The sequence below is a fragment of the Streptococcus sp. 4094 genome (assembly GCF_013277125.1).
Lineage (GTDB): Bacteria > Bacillota > Bacilli > Lactobacillales > Streptococcaceae > Streptococcus.
Genome location: NZ_VMMI01000031.1, coordinates 20,266 through 43,218 on the forward strand (window position 1 = coordinate 20,266; position 22,953 = coordinate 43,218).

Below are 22,953 nucleotides of genomic sequence, written 5' to 3' on the forward strand. Positions count from 1 at the left end.
CCAGATTTATCCAGATATTTAACGAGTTGTTTTCCAACCTCTCCTGGTTTATCCGTTATATTGGCGGTATTTCCATCTTTATCTGTAAAAGTCCTCAAATACTTGGCATCCTTAATCTCTGTACCCGTAGTATCAACATAACGAACTTTTACACTTCCTTTTAAAAGTTCTTTTAATTCAGAAGTTTTCTTAACTTTTTCAATCTCCTCCTTTATTTTTTTTCCTTTATCTTCTGGAATTTTCTTTTCTTCTATTAGTTTATCAATAATACGACGAGAAACTTCTTTAGCTGGCTCAACGGTATCTTGAATAACAGAAAAATCAGCTAAGATTGGTAGATTATACTGAACGCGATGACTTTGAGGATTGACCCCAACTCTTTCGTTATCGGCCGAAAACACTTGAACAGTATAAGATACCACATCTTTCCCTAATGGAATATCTCCACTAGAAAAATAACCTCCTTTTCCTAGTTTACTATCTCCTTCTCCAAGTTTTTCTTTGATTTTGTTCGATAATTGATCATCTGTCAGAACTTCATGTGCTGGTCGTTCTATTTTATCTGTTCCAACAATGTGTCCAAATATACCATATTCCTCACCACCTTTTACAATCCCATCTCTACCATGTGAATTTGCTATAGTGTTCGTTCTAGTCCTTGCTAACATATTCTCAGTAATATCATACTCGTTTGCAGTACCAGTGGCTCTTATCGTTGATCCTTGAATAATAGTCTCTTTCCCATTATGAGCTTGTAGATAAGTGTAACTATATTTATCCTTCAGCTTGTTTCTGAGGTTATCACGCTCCTCAACTAGTTTTTTGCGTTCAGTTTCATCTTTAGTGGCTGTTATAGCTTCATTTTTTTCTTTAATCTCTTCTAAAATTGTCTTCGTCTCTGGACTGACATAATTGTTCTCAATCTCTAGTCTATCTTCCTCTGGATGATAGGTGATTTTAGATGCTTGTGGAAGCAGAAGTCTAAGCAGCTTGTACACGCGATCGGGATCATGTGCTTTATCTCTTTCTTTAACAGCATTAGTCCAAGTCGGGTCAGTTGGTTCCTTAATGACAGTTTTTAAGAAATTATTCAACTCATTTGCCGATGCTATATACTTTTTACCTATACCTGGTAAAGTTTCTTTTAACTTATCTTCTTTTAAAGCTTCTTCACTGACTTCCATCACGATGTCGCTTTGTTTCGCCTCTTCTTTTGCTTCTTCACTCAACTGTTTTTTTAAATTTTTCTCTTCTTCCGACAAAACCTTTTTATTTAATCTATGTTCCGCTAATTTTTTATTTTGGATTTCATTACTACGATGGTTTAGCTCGTACTCTAAAATTTTTTTAATAGTTCTCGTAGCATCCGCCTCTCTTAGACTCCCATCAGGTTCAAGTTTTAAACCTTTTTTATATAAGTCTTCATTTTGAACGACTGTATCTATACGATGAACCGTTTGATCGTAGACTGTTTCTTCTGTACCATCACTTTTCTGAGCCTTAACCACTACTCGATAAGTCCCTTTAGAACCGTTTATATCCGAAATGTAACCTGTTACAAACTCTACCTTAACACGACTTCCATACTTAGTAGAAAAAGCAGTAAATTTCTTTTCAATCCCATTAAATCCCTTCACATTAGGAGAGTACTTAGTATACTTATCTTTCTCTACAGGTGGAAGTTTATCTAATGCCTTTAAGTCACCTGAGTAGCGTTCATTTGCGGCACGAGGATCATAATCTTTTCCATCTGAAACTTCTTCAGTACGATTGGCACGAGTACGTCCTTTAGCAAGCATAAGCATATACTTGAAACGACGATCTAAGGCTTGTTCATGAACATAGACATTATCTAGACCATCTCCACCAAGCATACCACCTTGCTCAATCGTACCATCTTCTTTACGACGCCAACCTGTGAAATAGCCATCTTTATTTCGTTTACCAATGACAAACTTCCCGCCATCAATAGCTTTCCAACCACCAAATTCCGTTAATTCCTTAATCTCTCCTGGTTGTAAACCTACAGCATCTCCCAGTGTATCCATGTTTCTTAGATAAGAACGCTCATTATTTTGGAAATCATCTGGTAGATTTTCGATGGCTTTAAACATTTCTTCGATAGTTGCACCATCTTTAAGCTCAAATGTCAAGTGAGCATTTTCATCTCCATCATGACTTGTATCATCTTTTCTTACCCAGTCATGATTTTTTGAAAAGACTGCTCCTTTTCGTTTGTTGATAGCGTCAGCAACAGCCTTATCCACATAATCTACATCAACAGTCTGGGGCTGATCTGTAAGGGTAATTGATTTGGGACCTGTTAACACTGGAACATAGGTCTTGATACCACTCTTAATCTCTTCAGGAACATAAGAAATGCTATCGCCTACTTGGTGTTCTCCAACAACTTGGATTTGTTTTGCTTCTCCTAGTTTTTCTCCGTCAACTTTCGGTTGATATTTTATATCCGTTGAAACAAGAGAACGTTTGCGCCGAGTTTTAGGTTTATCCGCATCTTCGGTTTTATCCCGGCTAGACTCTGTTTCTTTTTTCTCTGTTTCGTTATTAGAGGAAATCTCTTTAGTAGCAGGTAAAGAAACTCCGCTATCATTACTCTCACCAGAAGGAGTATGTTCTTTACCAGAGACTAGACTAGTATCCCCGATAATATCTGTCGCTTCTTCATTTGTCTTCCCAGAAGACATCTCTATACTGCGTGCCGGACTCGCTTCATAAACCGTCCCATTTACCGGAGAGGCATTTCCAGACTGTTCTGGATCTGTCGGGTTTGCTGTCCTCTCAGTTTCTCTAGCAGACTCCACGCCCTCCGCATGAGCAATCCCAGCTCCCATCAAAAGATAGAGCGCCCCAATGACAACACTAGCCGCACCGACACTCACTTTCCGAATACTATATTTTAATTGTTTTTCTGTATGATTCATTCTTACACTCCATATATATATATATCGTACCCTATTACTTCCTATATAATAGAATACAATTCATGAATATATTATACACCAGTCGGCTTGAAACTTCAAATTTTTTGAATGGAAGACCAGGAGATAGACGACTCTTTTTACTGAGACCAAAGCTAGGTTAGGAGTCCCTCATCAGTAAGTCGACACAAAAGATGAAGCCTCATCATCCTTGCCTTGTCGTGTGCATCTTATGGACTTACTTCCTCCTATCAGCAAGCTCAGCATTGCGCTTTGAGACCTTTCCAGCTTGCTTTTGGATTTCCATTAACTTTTACACTTATTTCTTTAAAAATGAGCCAATTTGACATTTTTTCTACTCTTTTTCTACTTTTTCCGAATTCTACTTTTTCCGAATAAATAGATAGAAGCATCGAATCTAGTAAATTAGATTAAAAAATGTGCTATAATAGAAGGAGAAAAAGGATGATTTTAAGACATCCGGGCATCAGCCCAACTAATGACTTGGTTGCTAAGAAAATCTTTAGTAATCCAGAAATCACTTGTCAATTTATTCGCGATATGCTGGACTTGCCAGCCAAAAATGTAACCATTTTGGAGGGAAGCAATATTCACGTCTTGCCTTCCCTGCCGTACTCGGCACAGGATTTTTATACCAGTATTGACGTCTTGGCAGAGTTGGACAATGGCACTCAAGTTATCATTGAGATTCAAGTGCATCATCAGAATTTTTTCATCAATCGCCTGTGGGCTTACCTGTGCAGTCAGGTCAATCAAAACCTAGAAAAAATTCGTCAGCGAGAAGGTGACACTCACCAGAGTTACAAGCACATCGCCCCCGTTTATGCCATTGCAATTGTGGACAGCAACTACTTCTCAGATGACTTGGCTTTCCACAGTTTCAGCATGCGCGAAGACACGACGGGTGAAGTCTTAACCATCACAAACAATGGACAAGAAAACCATCTAGTCAAGATGGCATTCTTAGAATTAAAGAAATACAGAGAAACCAGCAAAGACGAGGTTCGCAAGCCCTGGTTGGAGTTTTTCGGAAACAAGCCCTTTACCCAAGAACCCGAGCGAGCCATCAGCCAAGCAGACCAACTGCTGGACTACAAGAGCTGGTCCGAGGAGGACAGGAAAATGTTTAGTCAACTACGTATGCGCGAAGAACAAGCCTTGTTAGCGCAGGACTATGCCTTGGAACAAGCGGAGGAAAAAGGATTAGAACGTGGTCGTGCAGAAGGTATTGAACAAGGACTTGAACGTGGAAAACTCTTTGCCTTCCTGGATATGGTTCGCCAGCATCTTTTAACACCTGAGGTTGCCAGCCAACAATTGGGAATGACTGTGGCTGAGTTTGAGGCATTGTTGGAAAAACATGAGTGAGAAATCTGTCAACCTTATGCAATCTTAAAACAAACTAAAAAAGATAGCTAAATTTCTTGATGTAAAGAGTTTGGCTATCTTTTTTTACTTAATGTATTGTTATTTTCAAGAAAATTTGAACTTTTCCCTTTCTTTTCCGAATAAATAGATAGAGCCATAGAATCTAGTAAACTTATATTTAAAACTGTGGTATAATAAAAGGAGGAAAAGGATGATTCTCAGACATCCGGGCATTAGCCCAACCAATGATTTGGTTGCTAAGAAGATTTTTAGCAATCCAGAAATCACTTGTCAATTTATTCGCGATATGCTGGACTTGCCAGCCAAAAATGTGACCATTTTGGAGGGAAGTAACATTCATGTCTTGCCCACTACACCTTACTCGGCCCAAGACTTCTATACAAGTATAGATGTTTTGGCTGAGTTGGACAATGGTACGCAAGTTATTATTGAGATTCAAGTTCATCATCAGAATTTTTTCATTAATCGTTTGTGGGCTTATCTATGTAGTCAGGTCAATCAGAACCTAGAAAAAATTCGCCAGCGTGAAGGTGATACTCACCAGAGCTACAAGCATATCGCACCTGTTTACGCTATCGCTATTGTAGATAGCAACTACTTCTCAGATGACTTAGCTTTTCATAGTTTTAGCATGCGCGAGGACACGACAGGTGAGGTTTTAACCATTACCAATAACGGACAAGAAAACCATCTGGTTAAGATGGCATTCTTGGAATTAAAAAAATATAGAGAAACCAGCAAGGATAGGATTCGCAAACCCTGGTTGGAGTTTTTCGGGAATAAACCCTTTACCCAACAACCTGAGCGAGCCATCAGCCAAGCAGACCAACTGCTGGACTACAAGAGCTGGTCCGAGGAGGACAGGAAGATGTTTAGTGAACAACGCAGACGCGAAGAACAAGCCTTGTTAGCACAGGACTATGCCTTGGAACAAGCGGAGGAAAAAGGTTTAGAGCGTGGTCGTGCAGAGGGGATTGAAAAAGGGCGAGAAGAAGGTCTTGAACAGGGACTGGAGCGAGGGAAAGTTGAAGGAAGTTTGTCCATGCTACTAAATTTAGTCCGTCAAGGTCTTCTGACTTCTGAGGTAGCCAGCCAACAATTGGGAATGACTGTCTCTGAGTTTGAAGCCTTGCTGGAAGATTATCACCAATAACGGTCAAGAAAACCATCTAGTCAAGATGGCATTCTTAGAACTAAACGTCTAGTCACAGATTAAAGATGCTGGGTAAAAGTCTTCTCATAATAAAACGTTTGGTATCAATGTTTTATTATGAGAAGACTTACTTTTTTACTGAGATTGAATTTTTCCTAGCCTCAACATCATATAAACCCCAAATTCAATCTGACCTGGTTTGAAGAGATTTTCGAAGCAGATAAGGTTTTACTAAAATTAAAAAAAATGATATAATCAAACTGATTAAATGTTTTAAAAATAAAGGAGAATTTGAATGTCTTACCAAGAAAATTACCAGAAATGGGTTGATTTTGCGGAGCTTCCCGACTACCTTCGTCAAGATTTAGAAAATATGGACGAAAAAACTAAGGAAGATGCCTTCTATACAAATCTTGAATTTGGTACTGCAGGGATGCGTGGCTTGATTGGTGCTGGTACAAACCGCATCAACATCTACGTTGTTCGCCAAGCTACTGAAGGTTTGGCTCGTTTGATTGAGTCAAAAGGTGGAAACGAAAAAGAACGCGGTGTCGCAATTGCCTACGATAGCCGTCACTTCTCACCTGAGTTTGCCTTTGAATCTGCGGCAGTTCTTGCTAAACACGGTATCAAATCTTACGTATTTGAAAGCCTTCGTCCAACTCCAGAACTATCATTTGCGGTTCGTCATCTCAACTGTTTCGCAGGTATCATGGTCACAGCCAGCCACAACCCTGCTCCATTTAACGGATACAAGGTTTACGGTGAAGACGGTGGACAAATGCCTCCACACGATGCGGACGCTTTGACTACTTATATCCGTGCAATCGAAAACCCATTTGCAGTTGAAGTTGCTGATGTGGAAGCTGAAAAAGCTTCTGGCTTGATTGAAGTTATCGGCGAAGCTGTCGATGTGGAATACCTCAAAGAAGTGAAGGACGTTAACATCAACCCAGCCTTGATTGAAGAATTCGGTAAAGACATGAAGATTGTCTACACACCACTTCATGGTACTGGTGAAATGTTGGCTCGTCGTGCTCTTGCCCAAGCAGGATTTGACTCTGTTCAAGTCGTTGAAGCGCAAGCAACTGCTGACCCAGACTTCTCAACTGTAACATCTCCAAACCCAGAAAGCCAAGCAGCCTTTGCACTTGCTGAAGAACTTGGTCGTCAAGTTGGTGCAGATGTTCTTGTGGCAACTGACCCTGATGCTGACCGTGTTGGTGTTGAAGTTCTTCAAAAAGATGGTAGCTACCTCAACCTTTCAGGTAACCAAATCGGTGCTATCATGGCAAAATACATCTTGGAAGCCCACAAAAACGCTGGAACTCTTCCTGAAAATGCAGCCCTTTGCAAATCGATCGTATCAACTGACTTGGTAACGAAGATTGCTGAAAGCTACGGCGCAACCATGTTCAACGTTCTGACTGGTTTCAAATTCATCGCTGAAAAAATCCAAGAATTCGAAGAAAAACACAACCACACTTACATGATGGGATTTGAAGAAAGCTTCGGTTATTTGATTAAACCATTCGTACGTGATAAAGATGCTATCCAAGCCGTTCTTGTCGTTGCTGAACTTGCTGCCTACTACCGTTCTCGTGGTTTGACACTTGCTGACGGTATCGAAGAAATCTACAAAGAGTATGGCTACTACGCAGAAAAGACAATCTCTGTTACCCTTTCAGGTGTTGATGGTGCTGAACAAATCAAAGCGATTATGGCTAAATTCCGTAACAATGCTCCAAAAGAATGGAATGCAACAGCTATCACTGTCGTAGAAGACTTCAAGGCACAAACTGCTACTGCTGCTGACGGAACTGTTACAAACTTGACAACTCCTCCAAGTGATGTGTTGAAATACACACTTGCTGACGGTTCATGGATTGCCGTTCGCCCTTCAGGGACAGAACCAAAAATCAAGTTCTACATTGCAGTTGTAGGGGAAACCAACGAAGAATCACAAGCTAAGATTGCTAATATCGAAGCAGAAATCAATGCTTTTGTAAAATAAAATCCTATAAAAGATGAGACCAACCAATCTCATCTTTTTTTCGTATCAAATCTAAGCAATTTTAGAAACTTTATGGCATACTAGACTTATCAATGAAAGCGAGGTAATCTCATGGAACAATTTTTAGATAACATCAAAGACCTTGAAGTCACTACAGTTGCGCGTGCGCAAGAAGCTCTTGATAAAAAAGAAACTGCCACTTTCTTTATCGGTCGTAAAACTTGCCCTTACTGCCGTAAATTTGCAGGTACTTTGGCAGATGTCGTAGCTGAAACCAAAGCTCACATCTACTTCATCAATAGTGAAGAAGCAAGCCAACTCAATGAGTTGCAAGCATTCCGCTCACGCTACGGAATTCCAACTGTACCAGGCTTTGTTCACGTTGCAGATGGACAAATCAACGTCCGTTGCGACTCTTCAATGTCAGCACAAGAAATCAAGGACTTTGCTGGATTGTAAAAAATCAGCTAACAAGTCTTAAAATCACAAAAACGCATAATGTAAGGTGCAAAAACCTTGATATTATGCGTTTTATTGTTCCTAAAACAGTTGCATCAGCATTTCATTACAGAACATTTTAATTTTGTAAGTCAAATCAATTTTTAACAATGGTTTAGAAATCACAGTGGGCTATTCCATATTCAATTATGCAGATTCAATCGCTATTATCGTTTTCCTAGACTACAAAAAAACTACGTTTTGCTAATCAAAACGCAGTCTCAGCCACTATTTTATCTTACTGTCCTTCATTTACTTCTTTGGTTGCTACATCTTCTCCAAACCATTTTTGGCTGATTTCTTGGAACTTGCCTTCTTGATGTAGTGCAATAAAGGCTTGATTTAAAGCTTGCAGCAATCTCTTGTCTGCTGGTCTAACTCCGACCGCAAAAGATTCACTTTCAAATCCTGCTGAAAAAACATTATAATCATTTAATATCCCTTCAGACTGAAGATAATAATTGGCATACACTCGGTCAATTAACAGAGCATCAATCCGGTCATTTTTCAAATCAATCAAGGCCTCATTAAAACTCTGGTATTGATTGGCCTTCTGATCTTTGACACGATTTTTCAGTAAATCTGGCTGGGCTTCAAAATCCAAATAACCAGAGGAACCGGCTTGGGCTCCCAAGGTCTTATCCTTCATATCCTCTACTGAACGAATTTGCTGGCTTTTCTTCGCAACCAGAACTTGCTGATTTTCCATATATGGAATGCTAAAGGCAACCTTCTCTCGGCGTTCATCAGTGGCAGAATAGCCATTCCAGATGGCATCTATAGTTCCATTTTGCAGTTCCGTCTCCTTCATATCCCAGTCGATTGGCTGAAATTGAACCTTAAAACCTAATTTTTCAGAGACAGCTTGCGCTAAGTCAATATCAAAGCCTGTATATTGGCCATTCTTTTCTTCAAAACCCATGGGTACAAAGGTATTATCAAAACCAATGGTTATACTCCCCTGCTCTTGATACTTATCCCAGTTATCCTGCTTTGGATCGCTAGCCTTCTGAGTACAAGCCGTTAAAAAGAGAGTCAGGAGCGAAACCAACACTAAAGCAATTTTCTTATTAGTCATTGGCACCTCCTACTTGGGCTCAACCTTGAGAATCTGATCTGCAATATTTTCCGCGAACTGCAAATCATGTGTTACCACAATCTGGGTCATCCCAAGTTCCCTATTTTGCAAGATTAGCTTCTCCACTTCCAAACGTAATTCTGGATCCAGGGCAGAAGTTGGTTCATCGTAGCCAATGATTTCTGGGTCAATCATCATAGCACGCGCCAAGGCCACCCGTTGCTTTTGCCCACCAGATAGTGAGAAAGGATAGGCATCTGCGTGTCCTTCTAGTCCTAATTGTTCCAAAAGACCACGCGCCTTCTTCTCAGCCTCCTCCTGCTTCATTCCCATGGTCTTCACAGGCGATAAAGTCAAATTGTCCAGAACTGATAAATGAGGGAACAGTTGAAAATCTTGGAATACAAATCCCAGTAGGTTTCGCTTCTGCAATTCATCCAGCTCTAAAGGTTGTCCATTATAAAAGATTTGCCCAGAATCAATGGTTTCAAGACCCGCAAGCATACGTAAGAGAGTTGTCTTACCTCCACCGGAAGGCCCAACGATAGCCAGGATTTGCTTTTCAGGAATACTTAGACTGAAATTAGACAGGATTTGTTTGTCTCCAAATTTCTTATTGATATTTCGTAATTCTAACATGGCAGCCTCCTATCTATAATAACTATACTTCTTCTCAACTTTTTTGGAAATAATTGTCACAATCCCAATCAAAATCAAGTAAATGGCTCCTGCCAAGAACATAGGAACCAGACTAGCATCACGATTGGCAGCTGTTCGACTAGCCAAGATAAGATCAGAAATTCCGAGAGCATAGACCAGAGAAGTATCCTTGACCAAACTCATAACTTCGTTAAAGACACTAGGAAGCACGATCTTGATCACTTGGGGCAAGATAATATAGCGCACTGTGTCAAAGGGACTAAACTTCAAGACCTTGGCAGCCTCATACTGTCCTCTTGGAATAGTGTCAATTCCTCCACGGAAAATTTCTGCAAAGTAAGCTGCATAGTTGAGAACAAAGGCAATAATAGCAGCAGGAAGGCGATCTAAACGAATCCCAATACTTGGGAGCACATAATAAATAAAAATCAATTGCAAGAGCAAGGGGGTACCACGCATAACCCAGATGTAAATGTTAATCAGATAATGGAGGGGCTTCCAATGGACTTGCAAGGCAAAGGCAATCAGAACGCCCAAAGGAATCGAAAATAGCAAGACCAGTGCAAAGACCTGTACAGTCGTGCTCGCACCATTCAGTAAACTCGGTAATATCTCAAATAAATAAGACATACTGCACCTCCTAAAAGTAATTGTTCCTATTATAGCATGAATAAACAAAATAACCAACCATTTTTGCAAAAAAATTCTATCATATACAAATAAAAACCGTAGCTATCAAAAGAGATAAACTACAGTTCTATATGTTTAAACATTCTTACAATCTCTCAAACAGTTCTTGCATTTGCACATCATCTGGAACCAGTTTTAAGTAAGCGTGAGCATGGACTTTGGCTTCTTCAAAATAGCCTAATTCACGCAAGAGATAGATATAGTGTTCCAGAAACTCTGGATTGTCCTTCAAATCTCCTACTAACTCTTGGTAATGCTCATAGGCAGTATCCAAATCGTCCATTTCTTGATAAGAACGAGCAATCATCCACTTGGTCAAGAGATTTTCTGGCTCCTCGCTCTGTAAGTTTAGAATATCCTCATAACGCTCCTGCTCCAGATAAATAGTTGCTATACGGAGTAAGATTTCTTCCGTATCCTCAGCATCTTCTTTTGCAGTAAGGAGGTAGTTTTCTGCACCACTGGCATCATGTAATTCATAAGAGAATTGTGAAGCAGCTAGCAAGAGGCGAGTTTCAAAGGGATTTTTCTCTAAGCCTTGCTTAGCGATACGCAGAGCTTCTTGAACTTGGTGTTCCTTATGCAAGGCCTGACTATAGCCATACTCATAGCCTTCAAAGTCAGGAGAAATAGTATCGATCTGCTTAAAGTAGAGGACGGCTTTTTGGTATTCTTCTTGATCAAAGTAAAGACTGGCCAGCTCAAAAGCTGTTAGGTCATCGTATTCTAACTCCAGAGCTTTTTCTAAAAACTCTGTGGCCGTTTCAAATTTACCTAACTGGGCATAGGCAAAGCCAATTCGTTGATAGGTGGAAATGCCTGTTTGCTCATAAATAGTACGATTATCTAACTGGGCATAGCCTTGAATGGCCTCTTGGTAATTTTCCAACTCACTATCCAACTCTGCCAAGCCCAATATCAAGAGAGGATCCTCTGAATAAGTCAATGCTTCTAGCAACTTCTCACGCGCCACATCTGTCAAACCTTCCATCTGGTAAAGGTCTGCTTTTAGAGTCAAAGCCGAAACATACCAGTCACTGTCAGCTTGGATTTCCTCAAGGTAAGCGAAGGCTTCCTCGATTTGACCATCCTCGCTAGCAATTGCAGCTAGATTAAGATGAACCTCTGGAAAATCCTCTACGATTTTCAGGTAAATTTCCTTGGCCTGAGGATAGAAACCAATCCCTTCAAGATAAGTTGCCAACTCATACAGAAGATCACTTGAATCATTTTCTAAAGCTTTGGCGAAATAATGCTCAGCCTTAGTTAAATCTTGCTCCTCCAAAGCCTGTAACATCTGTTGACTATTGTTCACTTTTGACTTCCTCACCCTCTAATTCATATAGACCACTGACTACCTTATACCATTCGAAAATGGCTGAAATGACAACCTTAGCAGAGGCATAAACCGGAATACCAAGTAAGACTCCCCAGATACCAAACATAGATCCTGAAGTTAACAAAACAAAGAGAACATTAATGGGATGGATATTTAATTGACTTCCCAAAATCAATGGAGAGACAAAACGACCTTCAATAGTTTGTTCTACGATAAAGACAATCACTACTTTCAAAAGCATGACTGGACCAGCAATCAAGCCCAATACTAGGGCAGGAAGCATGGCTAGGAAGCTACCAAGATAAGGAACCAGATTTAAAATACCAGCAGTAACACCCAGCGTAACCGCATAGCGTAGACCGATAATCTTGAAGAAGATCATAAACATTACTGCTACAATAATAGCCACTGTCACTTGCCCTCGAACATAGTTGGACAACTGTTGATTCACATCTGACAAAACCTGTCCAACAGGTTCTTTCAATTTTGTCGGCATGAATTGCGTCAAATAGTTACGCAAGCCTTTCCCATCACGCAAGAGATAAAAGAGCATGAAAGGAACGATAATCAAGGCAACAATCACTTGAGAAGCTCCGCTAATAAAGGCACTCACCCAGTTGACTGCCTGAGATGAAACCTTGCTTGCCCAAACTGTAGCCTGACTAGAGAAGTTTGTCAAAACTTGCTCTAACTGGGGTCTGAAATCATCTGGCAAACGCTTGGTGACCAAATCATCAATAACCCGATCAGCATCTTCAAGATAGATTGGTACATTTCTTGCAAATGTTAAAACTTGACGTTGCAGATTTGGAATGGCAACTGCCAAGCCCCAAATGATAAAGAGAGCGATGATGACAAAGACAATAGTGATAGCTATAACACGATTAACCTTATGCTTCTCCATCCAATCAACAATAGGATTCAGTAAATAGTATAGTAAACCAGACAGAATGACTGGCAACATCACAACTGCTAAAAAGTCTAAAACAGGTGAAAATAGAAAACTAATCTTACTTAAAATAAAAAGATTCAGTCCCAATAATAAGGTTACCAAAAATACCGTAATGGCCTTGTTATCTAAAAACCACTTAAAAAACCAAGATAGGCTAAAATGTTTCTCTTTTTGCTCCATAAATACTTCCTTTCTATCGTTCTCTCATTATACCATTTTTGAAGTAAAATAACTCTTTTTTTAAGTGCTTATACTCTTCGAAAATCAAATTCAAACCACGTCAGCTTCGCCTTGCCGTACTCAAGTACAGCCTGCGGCTAGCTTCCTAGTTTGCTCTTTGATTTTCATTGAGTATTACATGGAGACAGCGACATAAAAAATCCCCTCAAAAGAGGAGATTCGATTAGTCTTGAATATGACGGTCTAAGTTCTTCTGATAATCAGCATTTGATTTGGCTTTTTCATCAGCAAATTTCTTACGGAAGTCATCCATTTCTTTAGAAGTGACAATCTTGTCTTGTAATTTTTGGTACTTGTAGCTGTGTTCACTTGTCTTATCACCTACCCAACCATCTGCACCGCTACCTGGAACTTTCTTCGTTATTAGCATTTGGGCACCATCTGAGTATACAGGAATAACTAAGGCACTATCTGTTAACCAAGCTTGAGCTTTAGCATATTTAGAATAACGTTTTTGCAGATCTGTTTTCTCACCACTAGCATCAGTAATTAACTCTTTAAACTTATCTAAACCAACAGCTTTGATTGCCGGATTATCTGTACCTGGTGCTACACCAAGTGCTCCTAGAAGAGTTGGGCCAGATGTTGGATCAAATACATCTAAATAGGTTGATGGATCTGCATAATCAGGACTCCAACCACTATTTACATTGATATCCCAATCAGTATTGTTAGTCGATGTTGCAAATACTGTCATATTTCCCAATTCATCATCAGAAACTTGTTGAATGTCAATCACTATATTTTCAGAGCCTAAGGCTTCCTCAATGGATTGTTTATAAGATTGGGCTTGACGAATAAAATCTGTCTGAGTAGAGGAAACTGGAAGGTCTAAATGAACGGGGAACTGTACTCCATCGGCTTGAAGTGTTTTCTTAGCAACTTCAAATTTAGCTTTAGCCTTGTCTACATTATGAAGTGAATCCTGGGCATCATCAAGACTGACATCTTTCCATACATCATCTAACTTATCCAGTTCTGCCTTAGCTACTTGCCCAAACGACTGCTCTCCAACTTGGACAAATGTTGGAGGGGTAAAACTTGTACGTAATTTACGAGGTGCCACTTCGTCCCCAAATACTTGAGATACTGCAGCGGTACGATCTGCAGCGAAAGCCAAGGATTGACGGAAATCTTTATTCAACAAAGCCTTTTTAGTGGATGATTTTTCCGCATCACTTGTTTTAGCAGTATGGTTATAAGCTACACGATCGATATTAGTTGAGATATAGAAAGTTCCGCCTCTTTGTGGCCCATACACAATATTATCCTTGTACTTTTCTTTTAGACGCTCATAGTTGGCAGAATTTTTAAAGAGAGGCGCCGCTGGATAATGTCCTTCATCAAAGCCACGTCCAAGAGAATCGGCGTCTTGACCATCAAAGAAAGACAATTTAATATCATCAATAAAGACATTTTGCTTATCCCAATAGTTTTGATTTTTGGTCATCTCAATGGAAGATTTAGATGTCAATCCCTTGAGGAGGTAAGCACCATTATAAAGAATGCTTGTTACATCAGTCGCCTTCCCAAAGTCTTCTCCTTTAGAAGCCAAAAAGTCCTCGCTAATTGGGGCAAGAACGCCCATTGTTGTCTTGGAATTCCAGAAAGATTCTGGATGGTTCAAAGTGTAAACAACCGTATAATCATCTGTTGCTTTTACACCAACAGTAGAGAAATCTGTTGTTTTCCCATTGACATAATCGTCCAAACCTTGAACTGAGTCTTGAACCAGATAAAGAGCCTGTGATTTCTTATCAGCTGCGTGCTTCAGACCAGTTACAAAGTCCTGAGCTTTGACTTCACCATATTCTTCGCCTTCATTGGTATACCATTTGACACCCTGACGGATTTTATAGGTATAGGTCAAACCATCCTTTGAAACAGTCCAATCTTCTGCAACTGATGGAATCAGATTCCCATATTGGTCATTTTCAAGTAGACCATCAATAACATTACCTGTAATTTGTTTGGTGCTAGCAGTTCCAGAAACTGTATAATCCAGAGTCGTAGGGTCTGTAGAGAAGACATAGGTATAGGTAACAGGTTTAGTAGCATCTTTACCACCTGTTGAACACGCTGCTAGCATAGCCGCCGAGAGTATAGCTACACCAGCTGCTAGAAAAACTCGTTTTTTCATAGTAAGGACTCCTTTAAACATTTTATGAGTTCATTATAGCACTTTTAAGAAGAAAAGTAAGGAAAACAATCTCAATATTATTATATTTTTCAAAAAACCAATCAATTATTTTTTTAAAGTGCTTACATCTAATTGGATGTCTTTAATTGGCTTGTTTTTGTGATATAATAGTCTTATCTTTATATAGAGGTAACGTTATGAAAGAAACTGTTTATTTTGGAACTTATACACGTCGGACTTCCCAAGGGATTTACAAGGCTGACTTTGATACAGAAACTGGTCTGCTTTCAAACCTAGAACTTTTTGCAGCTGAGCCAAGTCCAACCTACCTTGCCTTTGACCAGCACCAACACCTATACACCGTTGGTAGTCAAGATGACAAGGGGGGCATTGCAGCCTATCAAACTGACGGGACTTTGTTAAATCATGTTGTTGAGGAGGGAGCTCCCCACTGTTATGTTGCTGTCGATGAAAAGCGTAATTTGGTCTATGCAGCCAACTACCACAAGGGACAGGTCCTTGTTTATAAACGTCAGAAGGATGGGAGCCTTTTACTTAGTGATGTAGATCAACACAGTGGCCAAGGTCCACATGAAAATCAAGCTTCCCCCCATGTCCACTATACAGATTTAACACCTGACCACTATCTAGTGACCTGCGACTTGGGAACTGACCAAGTCATCACTTATGACCTTGATCAAGAAGGGAAACTGTCTAAACTCTATACCTACAATAGTATTCCTGGAGCTGGTTCTCGTCATATCGTTTTCCATAACCATTATAAAATTGCTTATCTCATTTGTGAACTCAATAGTACTATCGAGGTTTTAATCTACGATGGTGTTGGCGAATTTGAACGTATGCAGGTTATTTCAACTTTACCAGAAGCTTACGAAGGCTTTAATGGAACTGCTGCTATTCGTCTCTCAAAAGATGGTAAATATCTCTACGCTTCTAACCGTGGCCATGATTCTATCGCAGTATATACCATCCTTGCGGATGGTAGCTTAGAGTTATTAGAAATCGTTCCAACACATGGTAAGACTCCGCGAGATTTTGATTTGACACCCGACCAAAAATTTCTCATTGCTGTCCACCAAGAATCTGACAATGCAACTGTCTTTAAACGTAATTGTGACAATGGTCGTCTAGCAGAACTCTCCAACGACTTCCATGTTCCCGAAGCAGTCTGCATCCGTTTTGCTCCTTAATAAAACATATAAAAAATGAACTTGGAATTTTCAAGTTCATTTTTTTCTTATAGTCTATTTCCGACATTAATACGGTTAATGGCACGTTGCAGTGCAATCTTCGCACGACGTTCTTGGTCAATCAAGTGTTTGTCTTGTGCTTCTTCAATTGCACGTTCTGCACGAAGTTTGGCACGTTCTGCACGACTGATATCAATATCACGAGCACGTTCTGCAGAGTCAGCGACGATTGTGATCATATCATTGGCAATTTCAATAACACCGCCGTTTACTGCAATCCAGTTCACGTGATCTTCGTCATCAATACGTTTCACCTTTACTTCATCAACTGCTAAAACCGCAATCATATTTTCATGTCGTGGCAAGATCCCCATCTCACCATCCAGAGTTCGAACCGATACATAGCTGGCATGGTGATCATAGACGAGACCATCTGGTGTCACGATCTGGACAGTTAACTGAGCCATAGATCACCTCTTAAAATCCCATTTTTTCAGCTTTTGCAATCACATCTTCGATAGAACCTACACCACGGAAGGCATCTTCTGGCAAGTGGTCGTATTTACCATCAAGGATTTCCTTAAAGCCACGTACAGTTTCAGCAACTGGAACATAAGAACCTGGCTGACCAGTAAATTGTTCCGCAACGTTGAAGTTTTGTGACAAGAAGAACTGGATACGACGTGCACGAGCAACCAAGGTCTTTTCTTCATCAGAAAGCTCATCCATACCAAGGATAGCAATGATATCTTGCAATTCATGGTAACGTTGAAGGACACGTTTTACTTCTGCAGCAACTGCATAATGCTCTTCTCCAACAATTTCAGGTGCCAAGGCACGTGAGCTTGAAGCAAGTGGGTCAACGGCTGGGTAGATACCCAATTGTACCAACTTACGTTCCAAGTTTGTAGTAGAATCCAAGTGAGCGAAGGCTGTTGCTGGCGCTGGGTCAGTATAGTCATCCGCTGGCACATAGATAGCTTGGATAGAGGTTACAGAACCCTTCTTAGTTGATGTAATACGCTCTTGCAATTGACCCATTTCCGTAGCAAGGGTTGGTTGGTAACCAACGGCTGATGGCATACGACCCAAAAGGGCAGATACTTCTGAACCAGCCTGAGTGAAACGGAAGATATTATCGATAAAGAGAAGCACGTCTTGGCCTTCCACATCACGGAAGTATTCAGCGATTGTCAAACCAGTAAGGGCAACACGCATACGTGCTCCTGGCGGCTCATTCATCTGACCAAATACCATGGCTGTTTTCTCGATAACGCCTGATTCTTTCATTTCCCAGTAAAGGTCGTTCCCCTCACGAGTACGTTCCCCAACACCAGTAAATACTGAAATACCACCGTGTTCTTGGGCAATGTTGTGAATCAATTCTTGGATTAAGACGGTTTTACCAACTCCGGCACCACCAAAAAGTCCAACCTTACCACCTTTAAGGTAAGGGGCAAGAAGGTCGATAACCTTAATCCCTGTTTCAAGGATTTCAGAAGAGGTAGACAACTCATCAAAAGTTGGAGCTTTTTTATGAATTGGCTGACGCTCTGCGTCTTCTGTAAAAGGAGCTTCCAAGTCAATGGTATCTCCCAAAACGTTGAAGACACGTCCCAAAGTTTCTTTACCTACTGGTACAGAGATTGGACGACCTGTGTCCAATACTTCCATTCCACGAGTCAAGCCATCTGTTGATTCCATGGCGATAGTACGGACCATACCATCTCCCAACTCCAAGGCTACTTCAAGGACGATTTTTGTTTTTCTTTCGTCATTTTTGTAGACGACAAGTGCATTGTTAATCTCAGGAAGTTTTTCCCCTGCTGCAAACAAGACGTCTACAACGGGACCGATAACCTGAGCAATTTTACCTGAACTCATCTCCTTCTCCTATTCTATATAAGATACTGTCGGCTCCTAGCTCAACTAGGTCCTAAGTTCATTTTCATACGAGCTGGACTAGAGCCTATTCTAAGGCACTAGCTCCTGCTACGATTTCTGTAATTTCTTGTGTAATCGCCGCCTGTCTGGCACGGTTATACTGAATTGTCAAATCATTGATGACTTTCTTAGCATTATCAGTCGCTGTTTGCATGGCTGTCATACCAGCAGCATTCTCAGCTGTCTTGGCATCGATAATGGCACCGTAAATCATACTTTCTGCAAACTGTGGCAACAATTGCTCCAAAATTTCTTCTCGGCTGGTTTCCAATTCAAAGGTCAAGCTATATTCTTCATCCGCTTCATTTGGATCCAAGTCAACAATCGGAAGCATTTGTTCCACACGCATTTGACTGGTTAGCGTATTGACATGGTGGTTGTAGCAAACATAAAGCTCATCAAAGAGTTCATTTTGGTACATTTCAACAGTTTTTGAAATAATCTTACGAACTTGATCAAAGCTAGGCTGATCCGCCAAGCCACGTAATTCATAAAGTGGTTGAATACCACGAGCCTTAAAGAAATCAGCTCCCATTCCACCGATACAGATCATTTCAAAACCTGTACCGTCTGGGTGGTATTCTTCTTTCAACTCCATAACGGCTTTCAGAATAGAAGAATTATACCCTCCAACCAAACCGCGGTCTGAAGTGATGACGATGTAGCCTGTCTTCTTCACAGGACGACTAATCAACATGGGATTAGTTGAACCACCAGCTCCATTACCATGAAGGATATCTGTCAAGAGCTTGCGAACCTTCTGAGCGTAAACTTGGAAGTTGCGAGCTGCTTCTTCAGAGCGACCAAGCTTAGCAGCCGATACCATTTGCATGGCATTAGTGATTTGACTCGTATTTTTTGTTGAGGCGATTTTTGTTTTAATATCATTTAGAGATACTGCCATCTGACACCTCTATTCTTATTGGAAGCTGGTTTGATTGAGAAACTCTGTAATCGCAGCATCCAAGACTGCTTCTTCTGGCAAGTCTTTTGTATCACGAATGGTTTCTAAAATCTCTGGATGTTGAGCATCAAAGAAGGCATGGAACTCTTCCTCAAAACGAACAATATCATCTACTGGAACAGTATCCAAGAAACCATGTGTCAAAGCATAGAGAATGGTTACTTGTTTCTCAACAGGTAATGGTTTGTGAACAGGTTGTTTCAAGACCTCAACGGTACGACGTCCACGGTTCAATTTAGCCTGTGTTGCCGCATCCAAGTCAGAACCAAACTTAGTGAAGGCTTCCAACTCACGGTATGAAGCAAGGTCGATACGAAGTGTACCAGCAACCTTCTTCATGGCTTTGATTTGTGCAGAACCACCTACACGTGATACAGATGAACCCGCATCGATGGCTGGACGAATACCCGCATTGAAGAGACCATCACCAAGGAAGATTTGTCCATCAGTGATTGAAATCACGTTGGTTGCGATATAGGCAGAGATATCTCCTGCTTGTGTCTCGATAAATGGTAGGGCTGTAATAGATCCACCACCAAGTTCATCAGAAACTTTAGCTGAGCGCTCAAGCAAACGGCTGTGAAGGTAGAAAACATCCCCTGGGAAGGCTTCACGACCTGGAGGACGACGAAGCAAGAGAGACAGTTCACGATAAGCTACCGCTTGTTTTGAAAGATCATCATAAACGATCAAAACATGCTTCCCTTGGTACATAAATTCTTCCGCCATGGCAACCCCAGCATAAGGAGCTAGGAAAAGCAATGGAGATGGTTGTGAAGCAGAGGCTGTCACAACGATTGTGTAGTCCAAGGCACCGTACTGACGAAGTGTTTCTACTTGTGTACGAACTGTTGATTCTTTTTGTCCAATTGCGACATAGATACAGATCATATCTTGATCTTTTTGGTTCAAGATTGTATCAATCGCAATGGTTGTTTTCCCTGTCTGACGGTCACCGATAATCAACTCACGTTGACCACGACCAATCGGTACAAGGGCGTCAATAGCTTTCAAACCAGTTTGCAATGGTTCTGATACAGACTTACGTTGCATAACACCAGGAGCTGGTGCTTCTACTGGACGAGTTTTATCAGTGTGGATTTCTCCAAGACCGTCAACTGGACGACCAAGTGGATCCACAACACGACCAATCAGACTTTCACCTACTGGAACTTCCATGATTTTCCCTGTACGGCGGATTGTATCGCCTTCACGGATATCTGTAAAGTCACCTAGGATGATAATACCAACGTCTGTTGACTCCAAGTTTTGAGCCATACCATAAGATCCGTTTTCAAAGATCAACAACTCTCCACTCATGGCATTTTCAAGGCCGTGAGCACGCGCGATACCGTCCCCGATATAGGTTACAACACCTGTTTCAGTCACATCAAAATTGGGTTTGAAATTTTCAATTTGTTGCTTAATTAAAGCGCTGATTTCTTGTGCGTTAATTGCCAAAAGAACACCACTTTCTATTTCAAATTTTCTTTAACAACTTTAAGTTGTTGTTTAATACTCACATCAATTGTCTTGTGATTGGCAAAAATGACAAAACCACCAATGAGACTTTCATCGATTTCTTCTTTTACACTCCTTACTTTAAGAGACATTTTCTTCTCAATCAAAGGGAGCAAACGAGTCTTCTGTTCATCAGTTAAAGGATGAGCAGCAGTAATCGTCACTTCAAATCGATTTGTTTCTTTTTCAAGTCGGTCCAAGCAATCTACAAGCACATCATAAAAAAGATTTACTCTGTGATTGTAGGCCAGAACCTGGATAAAGTTTTGTAATAAAGGTGACACAGAGTCTTGGAAAAAAGCAATTATTTTTTCCTTATCCGACTCGTCTACTGCCACTTGTTTTAAAAAAGAAGGCAGACCTGTTTCTTCAGCAACTTGCTTGATTTGAGTCAAGTCTGAAAAGATACGGTCTTCTTCTCCTTTTTCAAGTACCAATTGGACAAAAGGCATGCTGTATTTTTCAATTACCTTTACTGTTTTCTTGTCCATTAAGCTTCTCCTAGCTGATCGATATACTGATCAATGAGTTCTTTATGGGCATGACCGTCAAGGTTTTGTGAGATGATTTTACCAGCTAGGCTGATGGTCAAATCTGCTACCTCACCCTTAACGCTTTGTAAAGCTTCAGCTTTGTTTTGAGCAATTTCTTGGTTTGCTTTTTCTTTTAAGCGTCCTGCTTCTAGTTTAGCATCTACTAAAATACTAGCCTTACTTTTCTCAGCTGTTGCTTTCGCATTCTCAATGATTGCCTTGGCTTCTTTACGGCTACCAGCCAATTCATCTTCGCGTTTTTGAGCCAATACTTCTGCTTTTTGACGGGCTTCTTCAGCACTGTCAATATCAGTAGCAATTTTTTCAGCTCTTTCTTCGAAAATGCCTGTAATATTAGACCATGCAAATTTTTTAATCAAGACTAGCAAAAGAATAAAAGAGCCAGTGATTAAAATAAAATTACCAATCAATTCACCTACTGTTACGTGCATCAGTTACTCCTTTCTATTCCTCTTCAATATTAATCTTATTCCCTAAATACACAGATGTCAAAAGAGTAAAGACATAAGCTTGGATGCAGGAAATAAAGACAGAAAATGCAGTCCAAGCCAAATTAGCTCCAAAGGCTACTGGATACCAATAAATAGCTTGGTGGGAAAGAAGAAGTAACAAACTCGTCATGACCTCTCCTGCAAAGATATTCCCAAAAATCCGCAAAGCCAAAGATAAGAAGTTTGTAAATTCTTCCAAGATATTCATCGGTATGACAAAAACAGGACTCATAAAAGATTTTATACTTTTTTTAAATCCACGACGACGAACGCTTTCTATATGTGTCAACAAAATGACAAGAAAAGATAAGGTTAAGTCATACTGTAAATTAGCGGTTGGCGAACTCCACCAGTTAGTCCCATCGATCGTTTGAAGCTTTGTCATTAAGCCAAGGTTATTGGCAATCACCATGAAAAGAAATAAACAAAGGAAAAAGAGTGAGTAATCTTTCATGTAGCGCGAACCAATGTTAGGTTCTGTAAATCCAATAACAAAGTCATAGACATACTCAAGTACATTTTGCTTTCCTTTGGGTTTCAAGGTCATATTGCGGCTTGCCCAATAAATAAAGACAAAAATAACTCCCACAATCAACAAGGTCATGGCTAACATAGTCAGATTGAAGATAACAGGACCAATAGAGATGATTGGATTAATACTTTCTTCCATCTAAAATCCTCCCTTTTCTTCTCGTTCCATGTATTTATTTGATAATAAATGAGAAGACAAGAGTTACAAAGAAAGTTCCTTCAATAAAGGCAACACCTAAAAACATCAAACTACGAAACTCAGAAAGCATATCTGGTTGGCGTGCTACTGATTTAAACAGTCCATTCATCAATAAACCTTCACCGACAGATACGCCCATACAGGCAATACATAAGCCTAAAAATGTTAAATTCATAACGAATTCTCCTTTAAAATAAAATTTACTTACTTAGTGTAGTCCTAAAATTTAAATTTGTCAACTTTTTTTGCACATTGGAAGCGTTTAATGAAAATTACTTCTATTTTCTTTCGGATTTCACTCTATTCTGAAAAACTTGTGTATATTTACTGAAGCTAGCAAGTCTTACCTGTAAATTTAATGAAAGCAACACAAAATCCGAGAGGGGAATCTCGGATTAAGGTCAATTTAAAAAGATAGAGAG

General features: G+C 40.2%; 19 protein-coding genes and 2 pseudogenes. 5 read left to right on the forward strand and 16 right to left on the reverse strand.

Annotation, left to right across the window (positions count from 1 at the left end):
* Positions 1-131: 131 nt before the first annotated feature.
* Both HT721_RS11385 and HT721_RS11390 read right to left on the reverse strand, forming a co-directional pair.
* Positions 132-641: pseudogene (locus HT721_RS11385) on the reverse strand (adhesin); the annotation flags it as partial.
* A 2,199-nt stretch (positions 642-2,840) separates the two neighbouring features.
* Positions 2,841-2,945, reverse strand: a pseudogene (locus tag HT721_RS11390) (YSIRK-type signal peptide-containing protein); the annotation flags it as partial.
* Positions 2,946-3,407: 462 nt separating this feature from the next.
* On the opposite strand from HT721_RS11390, the gene HT721_RS07075 reads away from it, so the two are divergent.
* The 4 genes from HT721_RS07075 to HT721_RS07090 all read left to right on the forward strand — a co-directional run bounded on the left by HT721_RS07075 (position 3,408) and on the right by HT721_RS07090 (position 7,978).
* Entirely contained in the window at positions 3,408-4,331 is a 924-nt protein-coding gene (locus tag HT721_RS07075; RefSeq protein ID WP_173229412.1) for an Rpn family recombination-promoting nuclease/putative transposase, read from the forward strand.
* Positions 4,332-4,542: 211 nt separating this feature from the next.
* Positions 4,543-5,505, forward strand: a complete 963-nt coding sequence (locus HT721_RS07080; RefSeq protein ID WP_173229414.1) for an Rpn family recombination-promoting nuclease/putative transposase — start codon at positions 4,543-4,545, stop codon at positions 5,503-5,505.
* A 295-nt stretch (positions 5,506-5,800) separates the two neighbouring features.
* Positions 5,801-7,519, forward strand: a complete 1,719-nt coding sequence (locus HT721_RS07085; RefSeq protein WP_173229416.1) for a phospho-sugar mutase — start codon at positions 5,801-5,803, stop codon at positions 7,517-7,519.
* A gap of 111 nt (positions 7,520-7,630) precedes the next feature.
* Entirely contained in the window at positions 7,631-7,978 is a 348-nt protein-coding gene (locus HT721_RS07090) for a PedC/BrcD family bacteriocin maturation disulfide isomerase (RefSeq protein ID WP_173229418.1), read from the forward strand.
* Positions 7,979-8,255: 277 nt separating this feature from the next.
* On the opposite strand, the gene HT721_RS07095 is transcribed toward HT721_RS07090, so the two are convergent.
* The 6 genes from HT721_RS07095 to HT721_RS07120 form a co-directional block, all read right to left on the reverse strand.
* The gene (locus tag HT721_RS07095) at positions 8,256-9,095 is read right to left on the reverse strand and encodes an amino acid ABC transporter substrate-binding protein (RefSeq protein ID WP_173229420.1); all 840 of its coding nucleotides are present in this window, start codon (positions 9,093-9,095) and stop codon (positions 8,256-8,258) included.
* A gap of 9 nt (positions 9,096-9,104) precedes the next feature.
* The gene (locus tag HT721_RS07100) at positions 9,105-9,734 is read right to left on the reverse strand and encodes an amino acid ABC transporter ATP-binding protein (protein WP_173229422.1); all 630 of its coding nucleotides are present in this window, start codon (positions 9,732-9,734) and stop codon (positions 9,105-9,107) included.
* 9 nt (positions 9,735-9,743) lie between these two features.
* Entirely contained in the window at positions 9,744-10,385 is a 642-nt protein-coding gene (locus HT721_RS07105; protein WP_112444235.1) for an amino acid ABC transporter permease, read from the reverse strand.
* A gap of 145 nt (positions 10,386-10,530) precedes the next feature.
* The gene (locus HT721_RS07110) at positions 10,531-11,760 is read right to left on the reverse strand and encodes a tetratricopeptide repeat protein (RefSeq protein ID WP_173229424.1); all 1,230 of its coding nucleotides are present in this window, start codon (positions 11,758-11,760) and stop codon (positions 10,531-10,533) included.
* On the reverse strand, positions 11,750-12,916 hold the full coding sequence (locus tag HT721_RS07115; RefSeq protein WP_173229426.1) for an AI-2E family transporter: 1,167 nt from the start codon (positions 12,914-12,916) through the stop codon (positions 11,750-11,752). Before HT721_RS07115 ends, HT721_RS07110 begins: the two co-directional genes overlap by 11 nt.
* Before the next feature lie 223 nt (positions 12,917-13,139).
* Positions 13,140-15,116 (reverse strand): peptide ABC transporter substrate-binding protein, encoded by a 1,977-nt coding sequence (locus tag HT721_RS07120; RefSeq protein ID WP_173229428.1) that lies wholly within the window; start codon positions 15,114-15,116, stop codon positions 13,140-13,142.
* Between the two features lie 197 nt (positions 15,117-15,313).
* Between HT721_RS07120 and HT721_RS07125 the strand changes: the two genes are divergently transcribed.
* Entirely contained in the window at positions 15,314-16,327 is a 1,014-nt protein-coding gene (locus HT721_RS07125; RefSeq protein ID WP_173229430.1) for a lactonase family protein, read from the forward strand.
* Positions 16,328-16,374: 47 nt separating this feature from the next.
* Here HT721_RS07125 and HT721_RS07130 read toward each other — a convergent pair whose 3' ends face one another.
* From HT721_RS07130 to HT721_RS07165, 8 genes are all read right to left on the reverse strand, one after another.
* On the reverse strand, positions 16,375-16,794 hold the full coding sequence (locus tag HT721_RS07130; RefSeq protein WP_000068041.1) for a F0F1 ATP synthase subunit epsilon: 420 nt from the start codon (positions 16,792-16,794) through the stop codon (positions 16,375-16,377).
* A gap of 10 nt (positions 16,795-16,804) precedes the next feature.
* Positions 16,805-18,211: a F0F1 ATP synthase subunit beta gene (gene atpD / locus HT721_RS07135; RefSeq protein ID WP_000094360.1), complete on the reverse strand. Its 1,407-nt coding sequence runs from the start codon at positions 18,209-18,211 to the stop codon at positions 16,805-16,807.
* An 85-nt stretch (positions 18,212-18,296) separates the two neighbouring features.
* A complete protein-coding gene (locus HT721_RS07140) occupies positions 18,297-19,175 on the reverse strand; it encodes a F0F1 ATP synthase subunit gamma (RefSeq protein WP_000301223.1) in 879 nt (292 codons plus the stop codon).
* Positions 19,176-19,190: 15 nt separating this feature from the next.
* Positions 19,191-20,696 (reverse strand): F0F1 ATP synthase subunit alpha, encoded by a 1,506-nt coding sequence (gene atpA / locus HT721_RS07145; RefSeq protein ID WP_173229432.1) that lies wholly within the window; start codon positions 20,694-20,696, stop codon positions 19,191-19,193.
* Between the two features lie 14 nt (positions 20,697-20,710).
* Entirely contained in the window at positions 20,711-21,247 is a 537-nt protein-coding gene (locus HT721_RS07150; RefSeq protein WP_173229434.1) for a F0F1 ATP synthase subunit delta, read from the reverse strand.
* On the reverse strand, positions 21,247-21,741 hold the full coding sequence (gene atpF / locus HT721_RS07155) for a F0F1 ATP synthase subunit B (RefSeq protein ID WP_112444247.1): 495 nt from the start codon (positions 21,739-21,741) through the stop codon (positions 21,247-21,249). Before atpF ends, HT721_RS07150 begins: the two co-directional genes overlap by 1 nt.
* 13 nt (positions 21,742-21,754) lie before the next feature.
* Complete coding sequence (atpB, locus tag HT721_RS07160; RefSeq protein ID WP_000392851.1) at positions 21,755-22,471, reverse strand: F0F1 ATP synthase subunit A; 717 nt, start codon at positions 22,469-22,471, stop codon at positions 21,755-21,757.
* 34 nt (positions 22,472-22,505) lie between these two features.
* On the reverse strand, positions 22,506-22,706 hold the full coding sequence (locus tag HT721_RS07165) for a F0F1 ATP synthase subunit C (protein WP_001054562.1): 201 nt from the start codon (positions 22,704-22,706) through the stop codon (positions 22,506-22,508).
* Positions 22,707-22,953: the final 247 nt, after the last annotated feature.